Raw genomic sequence first — 16,104 nt, forward strand, 5'->3', positions numbered from 1 at the left:
CCACTACTTCGCCTCGCTTGGAAACTTTGGATGTGCTCAGCATCGGCATGAGCCTGGATGTATTTCGGCAGGGGCAGACCTGGCAGGCTTTGCAAGAGCAGAGTGCGAAGCAAACGGAGTCACTGCACGTAGGCAGTATCTTGCCCATGGATCCAAAGAAGTACCCGGTGACTGCCGATGACAAGAATATGGCCTACGACAAACGGGAAACGGATGCATTGGAGCTGGGGCTAAGGGATTTTCTGGAAAAATGGCCGATTCCTACCGTCACTGTGGTTCGAGGTTGGAACCCTAAAACACCGAACCTTCGCTTCTCGCCTGAAAGAACTCAGCGCAGTTTGTCTGTCATGGTCAATAACATGCGAACACCTGCTGGGCTGCATTGGCATCGTATTCGTAACTTACAGGACGGCATTGTCTGCAACGACACTCCCGAGGGGGTGATGGAGTCGCTGTTCCAGATATTCGAGCGTAGCCCCGATCTTCCTGCGTTGTTGGTATATGTAAATGAGGGCATTAGCATGGCTGGCGCTCTATCGAGCAGAGATGTTTCCTTGAAGTCACTTGGGGCTGTTTCGGGCCCACGGCAACCTGACAAATTAACTGATGCGATGGTCGCCCTGGTCATCGGCCGCCCCGAGCGCGTCGAATGGCTGCGTTACTACGCACCCTTCACCAAGATCAACAAGAACAAGATCGATCCCGAGTTCACCGGCTGGGGTTGGCGTAAACCGGCCGTGGAGTTCCAACCTTCAGAGTTCATCCCCCAGCCCTGGACCGAACGCGCCCTTGAGCAATGGGACGCTTTACCGGTGCTGGCCCAGATCCACCGCCCGGTCACCGTTTCCCTGCAACGCCCGGACAACGGCGAACGTCTCAAGCGCGAAGCCCTGAGTGCGCAACTGGCCGCAGGTTGGAAAAAAGCCATCGACGGGATTACCCCAGCACCGGCCCGGTTGTTCTACGACGGCGGTTTGAACAGCGTGCCACTGGCCGAACTGATGCCTGCGCTCACCATTGCCCATAGCGCCCTGGACCTGCTGGACTCCCGTGAAAGCTACGACCTGACCCAGCGCCTGGGCGATACCGGCGCAGCCTCGCCCTTCGTCGGCATTGCCTTGGCCACCATGGCCAGTTACCAGAACGCCGACACCAGCGTGGTGATGCCCCTGCGTCGCAAGGACCAGGCAACGATCATTGCGGTCACCTCACCGACACCGGGAAAAAAACCGCTCGACAACAGGTTCGGCGTCAACCTGATGCCACAAACCGCCAGCACTGACACTAAGCAACCCGCGCCCGCAAGCAAACCGGCAGCCCCTTCATTGGCGAAATTTGAGAACGACGATTACGCAATCGAAGAGTTCGTGGCCAGCCTGAAACCCAAGGGCGACTGGATGGATGATTTGTAAGCCTTGGCCCCAGCACGCCAACACCCGGACGGCAAATGCCGTCCGCCCAGGACAAACGGAAAAACGGACAGACATGGCCATGGATAGCATTCGATTCGGCGACTCCACCACTCAAGGCAGAACGGTGATGCGTTCGGTATTCACCTGTTTGTCCATGGCTGGTTTGCTGTTGAGCAGTGGCGTGACTCTGGCCACAGAAGATCCGCTCACGCCTATTCGCTGCTTTGCCAGCCAGGCAACGCCTGTAGCTGCTTATGCTCTTGGCAAGAAGACTTCTGATATGTCAGCTGATACCCGCTACCGAGCTCCGACCACTTCGCCTCGATTGGAAACCCTGGATGTGCTCAGCATCGGCATGAGCCTGGATGTATTTCGGCAGGGGCAGACCTGGCAGGCTTTGCAAGAGCAGAGTGTGAAGCAAACGGAGTCACTGCATGTCGGAAGTATCCTGCCCATGGACCCGAAGAAGTATCCTCAGACCGCTGATGACAAGGACATGGCCTATGACAAGCGGGAAACAGATGCATTGGAGCTGGGGCTAAGGGACTTTCTAGAGAAATGGCCGATTCCTACCGTCACTGTGGTTCGAGGTTGGAACCCTAAAACACCGAACCTTCGCTTCTCGCCTGAAAGAACTCAGCGCAGTTTGTCTGTCATGGTCAATAACATGCGAACACCTGCAGGACTTCATTGGCACCGGATTCGTAATCTGCAAGACGGAATAGTCTGTAATGACACTCCCGAGGATGTATTGGAGTCCCTATTTCAAGTATTTGAGCGCAACCCTGATCTCCCTGCACTTTTGGTGTACACCAATGAAGGGATCAATATGGCTGGGGCATTATTGAGCAAGGATATTTCCTTGAAATCACTCGGCGCAGGATCTGGACCACGTAAATCAGGAGAACTCACCGACTCAATGGTCGCCCTGGTCATCGGCCGCCCCGAGCGCGTCGAATGGCTGCGCTACTACGCACCCTTCACCAAGGTCAACAAGAACAAGATCGATCCCGAGTTCACCGGCTGGGGTTGGCGTAAACCTGCCGTGGAGTTCCAACCTTCCGAGTTCATCCCCCAGCCCTGGACCGAACGCGCCTTCGAACAATGGGACGCTTTACCGGTGCTGGCCCAGATCCATCGCCCGGTCACCGTTTCCCTGCAACGCCCGGACAACGGCGAGCGTCTCAAGCGCGAAGCTCTGAGTGCGCAACTGGCCGCAGGTTGGAAAAAAGCCATCGACGGGATTGCCCCAGCACCGGCCCGGTTGTTCTACGACGGCGGTTTGAACAGCGTGCCACTGGCCGAACTGATGCCGGCCCTCACCATTGCCCATAGCGCCCTGGACCTGCTGGACTCCCGTGAAAGCTACGACCTGACCCAGCGCTTGGGCGATACCGGAGCTGCCTCACCCTTCGTCGGCATTGCCTTGGCCACCATGGCCAGTTACCAGAACGCCGACACCAGCGTGGTGATGCCCATGCGTCGCAAGGACCAGGCAACGATCATTGCGGTTACCTCTCCGACGCCGGGTAAAAAGCCTGTCGGTAATAATCCTTTCCGGGTGACGCTGATGCCGTAAACCCTCGGCAGTAGCAGTTGCAACTCAGTAAAACCAGCTCTGTGCTTACTGCCGCATCGCAGATGCCGTTCATGGAGGACCACACGCTGGAAGCGTTTCAGGTTGAGCTGCAACTGAAACAGAATTGGCTGGATGATTTGTAAGTGTGCAAAGGAGAGGTTATGGACATCGTTCGACTTGGCGACAGTACCAGCCACGGCGGCACGGTCATTGAAGCATTCAACCAGACCGACTTGAACGGCAAGCCCATGGCGGGAGTAGGGCACAAGGTCGTGTGCCCCTTGTGCAAGGGCGTGTTTGCTATTTCAGAGGGCAGTGCCCTGTTGGATGTAGGCGGTATTGCGGTGGCGCTTGATGGGATGAAAACCGCCTGTGGCGCCAGCCTGATCGCCAGTGGTCCCAAAGGCAGCGCGGCAAGTTAGTCAGGTGAAGGATGCTTCGCGTCACCCATCAACAACTGAACGACGAGCGAGGCCAAGGGGGCTGATGAACAGGTTTCATCGCGCCATGCTTGCCTGGCTCTGTCTGTACCTGGCTGTTCTGGCTCAGGCTGCTCCGCCTCAGTTCACCGACTGTGGTGATTTTTACTGATCGTTAGGAGGCGATTTGTTCGTTGGCCCTAAGGCCCGAGCGGGAGCCCCATCCGACCGGCTTGCCAGTGGATTATCTGCTGCCTGACGGCAAGTCATCCGTTGCTCGCTATCTCTTGCACTGCGCGAACCCGGGTGATCCGTTTTTGTTCGAGTCGGTGCGCCAGCACGGTGTCAATGTGCTACGGGAGGCAATCTATCAGCAGGTGATTTTCCGGCGGAGTACTGAAGCATGAAGAGTCGGATGTTCATCCGATCTCCAGCACCCTCCTGGAGTTCTGCGAAATAGAGGAGGGCGGTGTGCGGCAAGTCGAGGATCCGGCGCTGTGCCTGGCTCGAATAAATGCTCAGGATTGCCAGTCTCGCCCCCGAGTGGATTGGCCGACCATGCAGGTTGCTGGCCAGGCAAACCTACTGTCGATGAGTAAGGACCGGGCCGGGAGTATGGGGTGGCGAGCGCAGTCGGCATTTGAATAATCTCGGGAATAATGCTGTGATTGCGCCCGTGACGCCCCCGAGTTACTGGTCTAATCCGGCAAGCAAGGCCGGCGAGCAGTCCTGCCTTTTTCAGAGATACGCCGAAATGGATAGCCAAGAAACGACAACCCGGATGTCGCTGTCGCCGCACCGCGATGACAGGCTCAAGTGCCTGGAGAGGATTGCCGCCAATACTGCGCTGGTGCTGGAGACCAACAATCTGCGCGGCGGCAGTGATGCCGTGGCGGCTTTGAACAGCCTCGAACGGCTGATCGCCCGGTTGGCCCGCCAGAGTGTGCCAGCACCAGCCTTTGCCCAGTGGGTCATTACCCACGACGGCCTCGACCTGCAGGCGCGCCAGGCGCTGTGTACGTTGGCCGGGCGGGCGCTGGACTTCGTCGAAATCGATGCGCGCACCGGCTACTACGATGCCAAGAATGTCGGCTTCGACTGTGTCGACCAGGCGCGCTGCGAGTATGTGGTTTTCGCCGATGCCGATTGCATCCCCTGTGCCCAGTGGCTGGAGCAATTGCTCGCGCCGTTCGCCCAAGCCGATGCCCCGGTGGCGGTCGCTGGGCGTACCAGTTATGCGCCAAGCGTCACCGGCAGTGCCCTGACCGCCATCGACTTCATGTATTTCCCCAGCCCGTTGCGCCACGGCGCCACGCGTAACTTTTATGCCAACAACGTGGCTTTTCGCTGTGACACGTTCGAGCAGTACCGCTATGAGCCGCTCGATGGCGTTTACCGCGCCCATTGCCAGGTCATGGGCCTGCGTCTGCAAGCCGCCGGCGTGGCGGTTGCCTATGCACCGGGCGCGCATACCGAGCATCGCCTGCCCGACAGCCATGGCGAAGTGGTCAAGCTGCGCTGGCTCCGCGGCGGCGACAGTGTCGACCTGACGCCTTACCTGGTTCGCGCCTATATGCCGGGCTGGCTGCAATGGCTCGGGCGCAGCGGGCCACTCGGGCCGTTGTGCGTGATGGTCGGGCGACTGGGCTACAGCCTGCGCGCCCTCAACCATCAAGACTTGCCGCCGCTGCGCGGACTGCGGCGCCTTGGGGCGACGGCCATCGTCATCGGCATGTCGTTGCTCGATACTGCCGGCGCGGTGGTTCGTGGCTGCGGCCTATCCGTCGGTCGCAGCAGCGCCCGGCACAGTGAAGCTCTGTCCTATCACCGCAACCTGGATTGATCCGTGTCGCGCCGCATCGTCGCACGCCAGTTGCGTGCCTACAGGAAGTTCCCATGAAAACATCTTCGTTCGCCTCGTTCGGTTACTCCATGGCGTGCCTGGCGTTGCTGGCCCTGAGTGGCCAGGCCAGCGCCGCGGCCGCCGAGTTCAGCGGCCGCGGGGTGTATCACTTCGCCTCGACCAGTGGTTGCGCTGAAGCGCTCACCCGCAGTGCCGACAGTAACTGCAACCGCATCGCCCTGGACGTGGCGGATGCTTCGGCCAGTGTCGATCCGCAAGCCCACGCCATCGTGATTGGCAGCGACGCCAACCACGGCAGCAAGACCGTGATCGGCGACGTGCTGCTACACGGCAGTGGCATCGCCGCCGATGGCCAGCGTGTGCCTCTGAGCTTGCAGGTGCTGCTGCGGCGTTCGGGCAAAGAGTGGAAGTCCGATACCTATGTGCACGCACCCGTGCGTGGCAAGTTCAGTGACATTGTCCTTGACCCTTATCAGATCAGTGTTCGCGAAGGCCACGGCGAGCGCGTGCTGTTCAGCGCCGAGCAGGCGCGCAAGGTCTTGGCGCAGCCGTCCATGGCTGCACGGGTGGCCAGCTATTTCGTCGTGGTCCGCCCCAGCGATGAGCAGAACCCTAGCGCCGATGACATCACCATCGCCCTGGGCGTTGGCCGGGTGTCGAAGGCGTTGATGCGCGCCAGCTTCACCTCGGCACAAGCGGACAATACCGAGTTGGATCAACTGCTGGCCAAGGGCACCTGGAACCTCGATCTGCAGGCCCTGAGCAGTCAGATCCCGGTGTGGGTGGTGCAGCGCCAACTGTTTGTGTTTGGCCTTGAGCACAGCCCGCTGCTGCAGGACGTGCGCCAGCGCGGTTTGAACAAGCACGACAGCCTGGAGTTGGGTGCGGTCAACGGTAAGGGTTACCTGCGTTACAACGGTCGTGAAGAGGCCTTTGCCACGGCTCCGGCCGCCGGCTCTGCGTTCATGCGCGACAGCTTCATCGGCCTGATCCTGGCCTGGCACCGTAGCTCACAGGCGGCACCGGCCTCCGTTGTGACCGACTCTACCCAGCAGCCGCGGCAATGAGTGTGAGCGAGCACCACGCGAGCGCGGTGGATTTCAGTTGCCTGAGCATGCCCAAGGCCCAGGGCCTGGGTGCCGTGCAAGCGCGCCTGGTGGACCGCATCAAGCGCGCCGCGCTGCAGCGCCTGCACCGCAGTCCGCGCGGCGAGCGGTTGTTATTGCGCATGTACCTGGCGGGCGAAGACGCCACCGAGCGCGCGTTGCTGGAGCAGTTGCTGCCGCAGTCGCCGTCCTGGCTCGAACGCCAGGTTGAACAGCACCTGGCCGATGAGCGTCGGCACGTGGCGATGTTTGCCGAGGCCTTGCAGCTCCTGGGCGATGATGGCGCAATCCGCCTGCAGCCGGACTGGCTCAGCCGGCGCAAGATCCTGCGTTGGCAACGCCTGGCACGTCGCTACGCGGCGCATTTCGAGCACGGCCTGCTGGTGCCGGCCTACGCGACGGGGCTGTGTGCCGAGCAGATGGCCGAGCGGGTATTGAGCCGCCACTGTGCGGTCATCGGCGCCGGGCATGGGCTGTATCCGTTGTTGTCACGGGTGCTGAACGATGAGAAAGCCCACGTCCGCCTGTGCGAGAACACCCTGCGGCGCATCGTGGCGCCGCATGAAACGGTGCACCTGGCCCCGTTGCTCAAGGACATTCGCCGCGTCGATGCGAGTTTTGGCGTGACCGGTGCACTGGCGATGTACCTCGCCGGCTGGGTGTTTGGCGGCCTGGGTGGCACTGCCCGATGAGTTCACGGATTCTCTACCTGGCCACGGCCGATGCGCGTGGCCACTTGATGCGCGCGCAACTGCTGGTGCATGCACTGCGTGAGGCCGGGGCACAGGTCGAGGTACTGACCACCTCGGAGCAGGGACAGCGTTTTCTCCAGCCCTTCGGCATTGAGGCCGAGTTGCTCTCGCCGCACTATGCGGTGCAGTTCGACAGCGAGCAGAACATGTTGCGCAAGGCCACCAATCGGAATGTCGCGCATTACCTGTTTCGCCCAAGCCGGATGCTGCGGGACATCCTGCGCCTGGGGCGCCGACTGCGCAGCGCCGACCTGGTGATCAATGACTCCTTCCACCCGGCGTTGCTGTACATGGGCATGCTGCCCGGTTGGCGGCGCAAGGTCGTGCATGTGTACGGGGCGAGCCTCAAGGTCGCGCTGCTGAACAATTTTGATGGCATGTGGCCGCGCCAGTTCGGGCGGCTGTTCGGCTGGATCGTCGGCCGCCAGATAGGCGCGGCGCGTGCCTGCATCGAGCATGATTTCGCCTATGAGGTCGATGATGCCAACGCCCCGGCCTTGTATCGCCTGCCCACCCCGGTGGCCTTGGCCTCCACGTTGCCGGCAGCCGCCGATGGCGCTGCGGTGTACCTCAACCCGCATTTCAGTGAGCCCAGCCTGGCCGCTGCCTTGAGCGCCGGCCTGACGGATGCCGGCCTGGCCGCGCATTTGGTGGGGGAGGGCTACGCCGGGCGCAGTGGCTGGCTTGCGGTTGATCCGCTCTGGGCCAGTCGCGCGGCGCAGGCGCAACTGCTGGTGTCGGCACCGGGCATGGCTGCACTGTCGATCGCCCAGGTCTATCGGCGACCGATCATCCTGGTCCTCAGCGATCAGCCCGAACAGGCCAGCAATGCCGCGCGCGCCGCCCAGTTGCAGCTGTTGCACCGGGTGGTGACCTGGCGCGGCGACGCCGCTGATTTTCGCCGTCAGGTGGCCCAGGCGGCGATGCAGTTGAGCGCAGTTGCCGCGCCTGAGCCCACCGGCGCGCCGGGCAGGGCGTGCGCCCAGGCGCGGATCGACGCCTGGGTCAGCCGCTTGCTCAGCCTGTGAGTGCGCCGACATTCATCCACCCGACAAGCGAGCCGCCATGGGCAAGCCCTTGCAGCACCTGACCCCGGGCCCCAATTATCGACAGGCGCTGGTTGCGCTGCTGGGGCTGTTGCTGGGCCTGAGTATTTTCATTGGCCTGCAACGCCTGATTACGCCGCGCTACAACTGGGTCACGCCGCTGGATCAGCTGATCCCGTTCATTGCCCAGTCGTGGTGGGTGTATGTGCTGTTTTTTCCCTTGGTGCCGCTGGCGGCGGCCTACGCCAGCGCCGATGCCTTCAGGGCCTTCAGGAACGCCACCGGGATCGCTTTTGCAGTGGCGATCCTGTGCTTTTGGCTGTTTCCCGAATTCATTCCCAGGCCGGACATCGGCTCGCTCGACAACGCCTTTGTGCAACAACGCCTGAGCCGCCTATGGCAGTTGGACCGGGCGTCCAATGGCTGCCCCAGCCTGCATGTGGCAGTGACTTGCCTGGCCTGTCGGGCACTCTGGCGTGTTCGCTACCGCTGGTTGGTCGGCCTCGGCGGCTTGCTGATCTGCCTGTCGACCCTGACCCTCAAGCAACACACGCTGATCGATGTCGCAGGCGGCGTGCTGCTGGCCCTGGCCTGCGCCCTGGCCACCCAAACACAAGGAAGCAGTGCCCGTGCCCCAGCCTAGATCTCGCGCCGGTGACAACCGGGGGTTGAATGCCTTTGTTCCCGCCGCCGAGCTGTTTGCCCTCAAACCCTGGATCAGCCTGCTGGCGCTGCTGGCCGACTGGGTCTTGATCGCCGCCGCGTTCACCTGTGCCGCGCTCTGGCCGCATCCCGTGACCTACCTGTTGGCGGCACTGATCATTGCCCGCAGCCAGTTGGCGCTGGCGGTGATCATGCATGAGAGCGCCCATGGCGTGCTGCTGCACTCGCAGAAGCTCAATGACCTGGTCGGTCAATGGTGTGCCGCAGGCCCACTGTTTCTGTCGCTGCAAACCTACCGTGCCGGGCACCTGAAGCATCATCGCCACCCCATGGAGCATGACGACCCGGTGGTCGGGGTGTTTGGCCTGGGGGATTACCCGCTGCCCCGGGGCAAGCTGGCCACGCGGCTACTGGCGGACTTGTGTGGCGTGGGCTACTTCATCAGCGCTTTCAGGTTCGCCCGGGGCGACTATCGCGCAATCATGCCCAGGGTCGATAAAACCCGTGGCCAGGTGCTGGGGGAAGTCTTGTCGATGGTGGCTGGCAACGGATTGCTGTTCGGCCTGCTGAGCTGGAGCGGGCACCCCTGGTTCTACCTGGGGTTGTGGCTGCTGCCGGCGATCACCCTGCTGCCGCTGCTGGGCCGGGTGCGGGCAATCATGGAGCACGCCGGCATGCCTGTCAGCGCAGACCAGAGCCAGAATGCCCGCAGCATTGTGCGGGCAAACTGGCAGACCTTTGTGTTCGGCCCGCACGCCATCCACTACCACATCGAGCACCACCTCTATGTGCGCATGCCGTTCTACCACTTGCGCAGCGTGCATGAGCAATTGGCGGCCCGGCAGTTGCTGCCAGCCGCCAATCTCTACAACGGCTACGTTGGGGTACTGCGGGACGTTAGTTACCCGACGCGCAAAGCGCCCGCAGCCTGACGTCGGCCCGGCGTTTCAAGGCGCCGGGCGAGGCGTTGGCTCAGAAGGATCGCCGGCGCATCAGGCGATAGGCGGCCGGAAGGACAAACAGAGAAAGCAGTGGGGCGGTGATCATGCCGCCGACCATGGGGGCCGCGATACGGCTCATCACCTCGCTACCGGTACCGCTGCCCAACAGGATGGGCAAGAGTCCTGCAAGGATCACCGCCACAGTCATGGCCTTGGGGCGAACACGCTGTACCGCCCCTTCACGAATCGCCGCCAGCAGTCCGCTTTCAGTGCTGTCGCCGAGGTCTTCTCGTGCGGCCCAGGCGTTCTTCAAGTAGAGCAGCATGATCACGCCAAACTCGGCAGAAACACCGGCCAGGGCGATAAAACCGACCGCCGTGGCGACGGATAGGTTGAAGCCCAGGAGATATAGAAACCACGCTCCGCCAGCGAGTGCAAACGGCAGCGTGGCCATGATCAACAACGCCTCATCGAAGCGCGCGAAGGTCAGGTAGAGCAGCACGAAGATAATCAGCAGAGTGGCAGGCACCACCTGTTTCAGGCGTGCGTTGGCCCGTTCGAGAAACTCGAACTGTCCGGAGTAGCTCAGGCTCATGCCGGGTTGCAAGGTGACCTGCTCACTGACAACGCGACGCAGGTCGGCGACCACAGAGGCAATGTCCCGACCGCGCACATCGATGTACACCCAGCCTGAAGGTCGCGCATTCTCGCTTTTGAGCATTGGCGTTCCGTCGCTGACCTTGATCCTGGCCACCATGCCCAGGGTGATCTGGCTACCCAGCGGGGTATAGATCGGTAGTTGCTCCAGGGCCGTGAGCGAATCACGCCACTCACGAGGGTAACGCAGGTTGATCGGGAAGCGCGCAAGCCCTTCAATGGTCTCCCCGATGTTTTCACCGCCGATAGCCCCGGCCACGATGGATTGCACGTCAGCGATGTTCAGTCCATAGCGGGCGGCGGCCTGGCGGTCGATGTCTATGTCGATGTAACGGCCTCCGGTCAGTCGCTCGGCCAGAGCCGAACTGACCCCAGGCACGTCCTTGGCTGCTCGTTCGATGGCCTGGGTGACGGTATCTATATCCATGAGTTGAGTACCGGCAACCTTCACGCCGATGGGGCTCTTTATGCCCGTGGCCAGCATGTCGATGCGGTTACGAATCGGCGGTATCCAGATGTTGGTCAATCCAGGCACGCGCACCACCCGGTCCAGCTCTTGCACCAGCTTTTCCTGGGTCATGCCGGGGCGCCATTGTTCATGTGGCTTGAACTGGATGGTGGTTTCGAACATCTCCAACGGTGCCGGATCAGTCGCGGACTCTGCGCGACCGGCTTTACCGAAGACGTGCTCAACCTCGGGTACGGTCTTGATCATCCTGTCGGTCTGTTGCAGCAGTTGTGCGGCTTTCTGTGCTGACAATCCCGGCAAGGCGGATGGCATGTAGAGCAGGTCTCCCTCATCCAGTGGCGGCAGAAATTCACCACCCAGCCGTGAGATCGGCCACAACGCACTGACGCAGACAAGTAACGCGACCAGCAGGGTGACTCCGGGCCGGCGCAGCACGGCGTCCAGGGCCGGCTGGTAGAGGCGGATCAACCAGCGGTTGAGTGGGTTCTGCTGTTCATTGGGGATCCGCCCTCGAATCCAATACCCCATCAGCACCGGCACCAGGGTCACCGACAGTCCGGCCGCCGCAGCCATGGCATAGGTTTTGGTGAACGCCAACGGACCGAACAGGCGTCCTTCCTGGGCTTGCAGAGTGAACACGGGGATAAACGACAAGGTGATGATCAAGAGGCAGAAGAACAGTGCAGGTCCCACTTCGGTCGCGGCCTCGGTCATTACGTGCCAGTGCTGCTCACCCTTCAGTACTGCTCCAGGATGGGCCAGATGCCAGGCCTCGACCTTCTTGTGGGCGTTCTCGATCATCACCACTGCCGCGTCCACCATGGCCCCGATGGCAATTGCGATGCCACCCAGGGACATGATGTTGGCGTTGAGCCCTTGCTGGCGCATGACGATGAAGGCGATCAGCACACCTACCGGCAAGGAGATGATCGCCACCAGCGACGAGCGCAAGTGCCAGAGGAAGATCCCGCACACCAACGCAACCACGATGAACTCTTCAAGCAACTTGTGGCTGAGGTTTTCCACCGCGCGGTCAATGAGCTTGCTGCGATCGTAGGTCGTGACGATTTCCACGCCCGCCGGCAGGCTGCTTTTCAGTTCATCGAGCTTGGCCTTTACCGCGGCGATGGTTTCACGAGCATTCTTGCCGCTGCGCAGGACGATCACACCGCCGACGGCCTCACCTTCACCATCAAGTTCGCTGATGCCACGGCGCATTTCCGGACCCAGCTGGACAGTGGCGACGTCACCCAGGGTGACCGGTGCCCCCGCGCTGCCCAGCTTGAGCGGGATCGCTCGAAAGTCATTGAGGGTCTTCAGGTAGCCAGACGCTCGCACAATGAACTCGGTCTCGGCCATTTCCAGCACCGCCCCTCCGGTTTCCTGGTTGGCCCTGCCGATAGCATTGCTTACCTCCGACTGGGTGATCCCCAGGTTGGCCAACTTCAGCGGGTCGAGTTGCACCTGATACTGCTTGACCATGCCGCCTATGGTTGCCACTTCCGCAACGTTCGGCAGGGTCTTCAGCTCGAACTTGAGAAACCAGTCCTGCAGCGCCCGCAGTTGCGCCAGGTCATGCCCACCGCTGCGATCCACCAAGGCGTATTGGAAAATCCAGCCAACGCCGGTGGCGTCCGGGCCCAAGGCGGGTTTGGCACTGGCTGGAAGACGACTTTGTACCTGGCTCAGGTACTCCAGCACCCGCGAGCGCGCCCAGTACATATCGGTACCGTCTTCGAACAGCACGTACACGAAGCTGTCGCCGAAAAACGAATAGCCGCGCACGGTTTTCGCTCCTGGCACCGAGAGCATGGTGCTGGCCAACGGGTAGGTCACCTGGTTTTCAACGATCTGCGGAGCTTGACCGGCGTAGGGAGTGCGGATGATCACCTGCACATCGGAGAGATCCGGCAGTGCATCGATGGGCGTGCTCTGCACCGACCAGACGCCCCAGGCGCTGAGGAACAGCGTGGCCAGCAGCACCAGAAAGCGATTGGCCACCGACCAGCGAATAAGGGCGGCAATCATGGTTGGCTCCCAGAACGCTGCAAGCGCTCGACACGCAAACCGTCATCGGTTTGACTGACCGCGATCCGCACCTTATCGCCCGCCTTGAGATCCTGGGCCAGGGCTGGATTGGCCAGGGGCAAGGTCATGGTCATGCCAGGCATGCCCAAGGTTCTGAAAGGGCCATGGGCGAGAGTGACTTGTCTGTCGTCGATCGCGACAATCTGACCCTGCGCCTCATGCAGGGAAGGGGCGGCTGCAACGGACGGCAAGACTTCCAGCGAGTTTGCAACAATGCCTTTGAGACTTGCCTGCGAGTCGAGCAGGAACTGGCCGGAGCTCACCACCTGCTGGCCTTCTTCCAGGCCTTTCAAAATCACCGTCTTGCCGTCGTTGTCGGGCCCTGGCTGCACCTCTACCGGGCGATAGCGGCCAGCGTCTTCGGCCAGCATCACCAAGCTCCGCCGGCCCGTGCGAATGACAGCCTCACTGGGCACCCACAACACACTTTGCTCGGTTGAACGATGCAGACTGACCTGCGCGGTCATTCCCGGCCGTAGACGACCTTGTGGATTGGGCAGTTCGATACGCACGCGAAGTGTTCGGCTGTCAGGGTTGGTATCCGGGAGAATCGCACTGATGACACCCTTGATGGATTCTCCTGGAAACGCCGGGAAATGGGCTTCGGCGGTTTCTCCCATGGCGATGGATCCCGCTTGCGCTTGCGCAACGGCCACGGCCAGCCAGACACTGCTCAAGCCATTGACGCGGGCCAGTGTCGCTCCTGGGGCCACGGTCATGCCTTGTCGCACGTTCAGCTCCTGAAGCGCTCCCCCGATAGGGCTGGCAAGGGTCAGGATCGGTTGGACTCTGCCGCTGCGCTCGACCTGGGCGATCAGTGCTGCAGGCATCCCGCTAAGCTGCAATCGCTGGCGTGCCGCCGCCAGCAAAGCAGCATCGCCATGGCGCTTCAGGGCCAGGAACTCTTCCTGCGCCGCCGCCCACTCTGGTACCAGAATATCCGCCAAGGCGGCATTGGCCTTGAGTACATCGCCAGGGGCACGGGCATAGACCCGCTCAACAAAACCTGCAGCGCGGGCCTGAATGACGGCAACGTCTCGCTCGTTGAAGGTCAATACACCGGCCACCTCCAGGCTTGAGGAAAACCCGCCACGGGTGACACTCGCGCGGCGCATACCGAGATTCTGAGTCAGGCTCGGATCAATCTGCAGCGCCGCAGTGTCCGCCTTGGCGTCGGCGTACTGCGCAACCAATTGCATGTCCATGAACGGCGACTTGCCCGGCTTGTCGAATTTTTGCTGCGGGTACATGGGGTCATACCAATACAACGGCATGCGAGCGTTTGAGGGGAGTGGATTCGGTGCTTGTTCGCCCATTCGCGACGCTGTCCACCAGAGCCCCCCGGCGACTCCCAAGGCCGCCGAGAGCATGCACAGCACAGCGCTTTGCCATTTTGCTGTGCTCATTGAGTGGGCTCTCCATAGGTGTAATACAGGCGAGCGCTGCTAAGCGCCTGCTGTTCTTCGACGTCAACCAGCTTGAGGCGCGTTTCGATGAGTTCGCGGCGGGCCGCGACCACTGCAATCAAGTCGCCTTTGCCGGCACGGTAGCTGGCCATGCTCAGTGCGACCTTTTCCCTGGCCAGCGGTACCAGGCTCTCCTGGCCTCTGCGCACGGCACGCTTGAGGCGTTCACTGTCCGCCAGTTGTTCCTCAAGTTGCTGGGTATGCTCGCGTAACAGGGTTTCGCGCTCGGCCTCAATCTGCCTGAGCTCGGCGTGCTTGGCGGCAATCCTGGGGTTCTGGCGGGAGCCGGGAAACAGCGGTAGATCCCATGAAAGCTGAACGCTGACCATATCGCCGAACTGCCGGTCTCGATGCTGATAGTCGAGCTCCCAACTCCAGTCAGACTGTTTTTCCGCCTCGGCTTCGCGAACCTTGGCTTGTGCTTCGCGGGTCATCGGGGCAAACGCTGCCAGTTCAGGGTGATGCTGCAGCTTATGTGCGTAGCCGGATGCTTCGACAGGCCACTCAGGCAGTCGGCCTTCAGGTCGATCATTGGCGGCCGGACCAATCCAGCGCTTGAGAGCGGCCCGGGCTTGAGCTCGCTGGCGGCTCAGATCATCCTGCTGCTCCGCTAGTCGGGCCGCTTCCTGCCTGGGTGCAACCGCATCGGCAGGTTGCGCGCGACCCCCGGCAATCTGCGCGCGAACGGTATCGTTCAGTAGACGGTTTTCTTGGTAGAAGTCCTGGAACAGTGCATCTTTACGCTCAACGAAGTAGCTGCTGATCCACGCCAAGGCCGCCGACTGGCGGACTTTCAAGCGTTCGACTTGCCGCTCGGCTGTCGCTCGATCAACGGCCGCATCGGCGACCTCGACGCGGGCTTTGCGCTTGTCACTGTTGGGCATCTCTTGCCGAACGCCGACCATCTGCATGGTCATGAAATCCTGGTTGACACTCCAGCGCTCGGGTCCGCCAATCGGATAATTCTGGACGCCCAATAACAACTTCGGATCAGGCAGTTCCCCGGCGGGAATGGCCGCGCTGCTGGCCGCCTGGATTTTTGCGTCTTGTGCGCTGAGCGACGGTGCATCGTTTTCGGCCAGCCGCAATGCTTCATTGAGTGTCAGCGCGGCGGCGAGTGTCGGCAATGCCAGCACGCTAGCCGCCAAGCCAGCCACGAGGGACCAGCCTGTGCAACAGCACTTGGAGTTCATGTCTACGATTCCTGTGATGAGCCACTGCGCGCGTCATGAGACAGGCGCACAGCCATGCCATCCCGCTGACGCGGAATGAGGTTCAGGGCGGTACAGGAATCAAACGCGCGGCGGTCGCCACACCCCTGGCGGGGTTTGCACGGGGAGGGCGTCGCTGAGTAGCGGCAACACGATTGGGCTGAACAGGCTGATGGGGGGCTTGATGAGGGAGACCTGAAGCATGCCACCGGTCTTGCATTCCTGGCCCGGCTTACAAGGCTTGCCGTGATCGGCAAGGCTTTTCATCTCATGGCAGCAGTCCATGCCCATGCCGTCCATCATCGACATACCCAGGGTTTTCATCGGGCACGGCTCTGTCGGTGCTTGCACGCCCGCCATCCCGCTGAGGGGAAGCGCCAGGCTGAGCATGAAGATCAGGCATAACCGCAGAATGCGTTTCATGGGCTGGA

At 61.6% G+C, this 16,104-nt stretch carries 12 protein-coding genes and 1 pseudogene; 9 read left to right on the top strand and 4 right to left on the bottom strand.

Annotated features, from left to right (window positions below; all coding sequences use genetic code 11):
• The 9 genes and pseudogenes from GV818_RS13240 to GV818_RS13280 form a co-directional block, all read left to right on the top strand.
• Window positions 1–1,412: type VI lipase adapter Tla3 domain-containing protein (locus GV818_RS13240; protein WP_161776748.1), on the top strand; the 1,412-nt coding region annotated here is incomplete at its 5' end.
• Between the two features lie 127 nt (window positions 1,413–1,539).
• Window positions 1,540–3,134 (top strand): annotated as a pseudogene (locus GV818_RS13245) (type VI lipase adapter Tla3 domain-containing protein).
• 18 nt (window positions 3,135–3,152) lie between these two features.
• On the top strand, window positions 3,153–3,413 hold the full coding sequence (locus GV818_RS13250) for a PAAR domain-containing protein (protein WP_161757322.1): 261 nt from the start codon (window positions 3,153–3,155) through the stop codon (window positions 3,411–3,413).
• A gap of 778 nt (window positions 3,414–4,191) precedes the next feature.
• Complete coding sequence (locus GV818_RS13255) at window positions 4,192–5,253, top strand: glycosyltransferase (RefSeq protein ID WP_161757321.1); 1,062 nt, start codon at window positions 4,192–4,194, stop codon at window positions 5,251–5,253.
• 53 nt (window positions 5,254–5,306) lie between these two features.
• A complete protein-coding gene (locus GV818_RS13260) occupies window positions 5,307–6,341 on the top strand; it encodes a hypothetical protein (protein ID WP_161757320.1) in 1,035 nt (344 codons plus the stop codon).
• On the top strand, window positions 6,338–7,072 hold the full coding sequence (locus tag GV818_RS13265; protein WP_161757319.1) for a diiron oxygenase: 735 nt from the start codon (window positions 6,338–6,340) through the stop codon (window positions 7,070–7,072). The genes GV818_RS13260 and GV818_RS13265 overlap by 4 nt, the downstream gene beginning before the upstream one ends.
• On the top strand, window positions 7,069–8,160 hold the full coding sequence (locus tag GV818_RS13270) for a glycosyltransferase family 1 protein (RefSeq protein WP_161757318.1): 1,092 nt from the start codon (window positions 7,069–7,071) through the stop codon (window positions 8,158–8,160). The genes GV818_RS13265 and GV818_RS13270 overlap by 4 nt, the downstream gene beginning before the upstream one ends.
• Window positions 8,161–8,197: 37 nt before the next feature.
• Entirely contained in the window at window positions 8,198–8,821 is a 624-nt protein-coding gene (locus GV818_RS13275; protein WP_161757317.1) for a phosphatase PAP2 family protein, read from the top strand.
• On the top strand, window positions 8,808–9,773 hold the full coding sequence (locus tag GV818_RS13280) for a fatty acid desaturase family protein (RefSeq protein WP_161776749.1): 966 nt from the start codon (window positions 8,808–8,810) through the stop codon (window positions 9,771–9,773). The genes GV818_RS13275 and GV818_RS13280 overlap by 14 nt, the downstream gene beginning before the upstream one ends.
• 40 nt (window positions 9,774–9,813) lie before the next feature.
• On the opposite strand, the gene GV818_RS13285 is transcribed toward GV818_RS13280, so the two are convergent.
• The 4 genes from GV818_RS13285 to GV818_RS13300 form a co-directional block, all read right to left on the bottom strand.
• Window positions 9,814–12,936, bottom strand: coding sequence for an efflux RND transporter permease subunit (locus tag GV818_RS13285; protein WP_161776750.1), 3,123 nt, complete (start codon window positions 12,934–12,936; stop codon window positions 9,814–9,816).
• Window positions 12,933–14,402 carry an efflux RND transporter periplasmic adaptor subunit gene (locus GV818_RS13290; protein ID WP_161776751.1) on the bottom strand — a complete coding sequence of 490 codons (1,470 nt, stop codon included), beginning with the start codon at window positions 14,400–14,402 and terminating at the stop codon, window positions 12,933–12,935. Before GV818_RS13290 ends, GV818_RS13285 begins: the two co-directional genes overlap by 4 nt.
• On the bottom strand, window positions 14,399–15,655 hold the full coding sequence (locus GV818_RS13295; protein ID WP_161776752.1) for a TolC family protein: 1,257 nt from the start codon (window positions 15,653–15,655) through the stop codon (window positions 14,399–14,401). The genes GV818_RS13290 and GV818_RS13295 overlap by 4 nt, the downstream gene beginning before the upstream one ends.
• A gap of 99 nt (window positions 15,656–15,754) precedes the next feature.
• Window positions 15,755–16,096 carry a hypothetical protein gene (locus GV818_RS13300; RefSeq protein WP_161757312.1) on the bottom strand — a complete coding sequence of 114 codons (342 nt, stop codon included), beginning with the start codon at window positions 16,094–16,096 and terminating at the stop codon, window positions 15,755–15,757.
• Window positions 16,097–16,104 lie beyond the last annotated feature (8 nt).

It is taken from the genome of Pseudomonas sp. Fl4BN1, from assembly GCF_009908285.1.
In the GTDB taxonomy this organism is placed as follows: domain Bacteria; phylum Pseudomonadota; class Gammaproteobacteria; order Pseudomonadales; family Pseudomonadaceae; genus Aquipseudomonas.

Bases quoted from the DNA above. Each gene is read 5' to 3' on its own strand.
- GV818_RS13255 (WP_161757321.1), top strand. From the start codon at position 4,192: ATGTCGCTGTCGCCGCACCGCGATGACAGGCTCAAGTGCCTGGAGAGG.
- GV818_RS13270 (WP_161757318.1), top strand. From the start codon at position 7,069: ATGAGTTCACGGATTCTCTACCTGGCCACGGCCGATGCGCGTGGCCAC.
- GV818_RS13295 (WP_161776752.1), bottom strand. From the start codon at position 15,655: ATGAACTCCAAGTGCTGTTGCACAGGCTGGTCCCTCGTGGCTGGCTTG.
- GV818_RS13285 (WP_161776750.1), bottom strand. From the start codon at position 12,936: ATGATTGCCGCCCTTATTCGCTGGTCGGTGGCCAATCGCTTTCTGGTG.
- GV818_RS13260 (WP_161757320.1), top strand. From the start codon at position 5,307: ATGAAAACATCTTCGTTCGCCTCGTTCGGTTACTCCATGGCGTGCCTG.
- GV818_RS13265 (WP_161757319.1), top strand. From the start codon at position 6,338: ATGAGTGTGAGCGAGCACCACGCGAGCGCGGTGGATTTCAGTTGCCTG.
- GV818_RS13275 (WP_161757317.1), top strand. From the start codon at position 8,198: ATGGGCAAGCCCTTGCAGCACCTGACCCCGGGCCCCAATTATCGACAG.
- GV818_RS13300 (WP_161757312.1), bottom strand. From the start codon at position 16,096: ATGAAACGCATTCTGCGGTTATGCCTGATCTTCATGCTCAGCCTGGCG.
- GV818_RS13250 (WP_161757322.1), top strand. From the start codon at position 3,153: ATGGACATCGTTCGACTTGGCGACAGTACCAGCCACGGCGGCACGGTC.
- GV818_RS13290 (WP_161776751.1), bottom strand. From the start codon at position 14,402: ATGAGCACAGCAAAATGGCAAAGCGCTGTGCTGTGCATGCTCTCGGCG.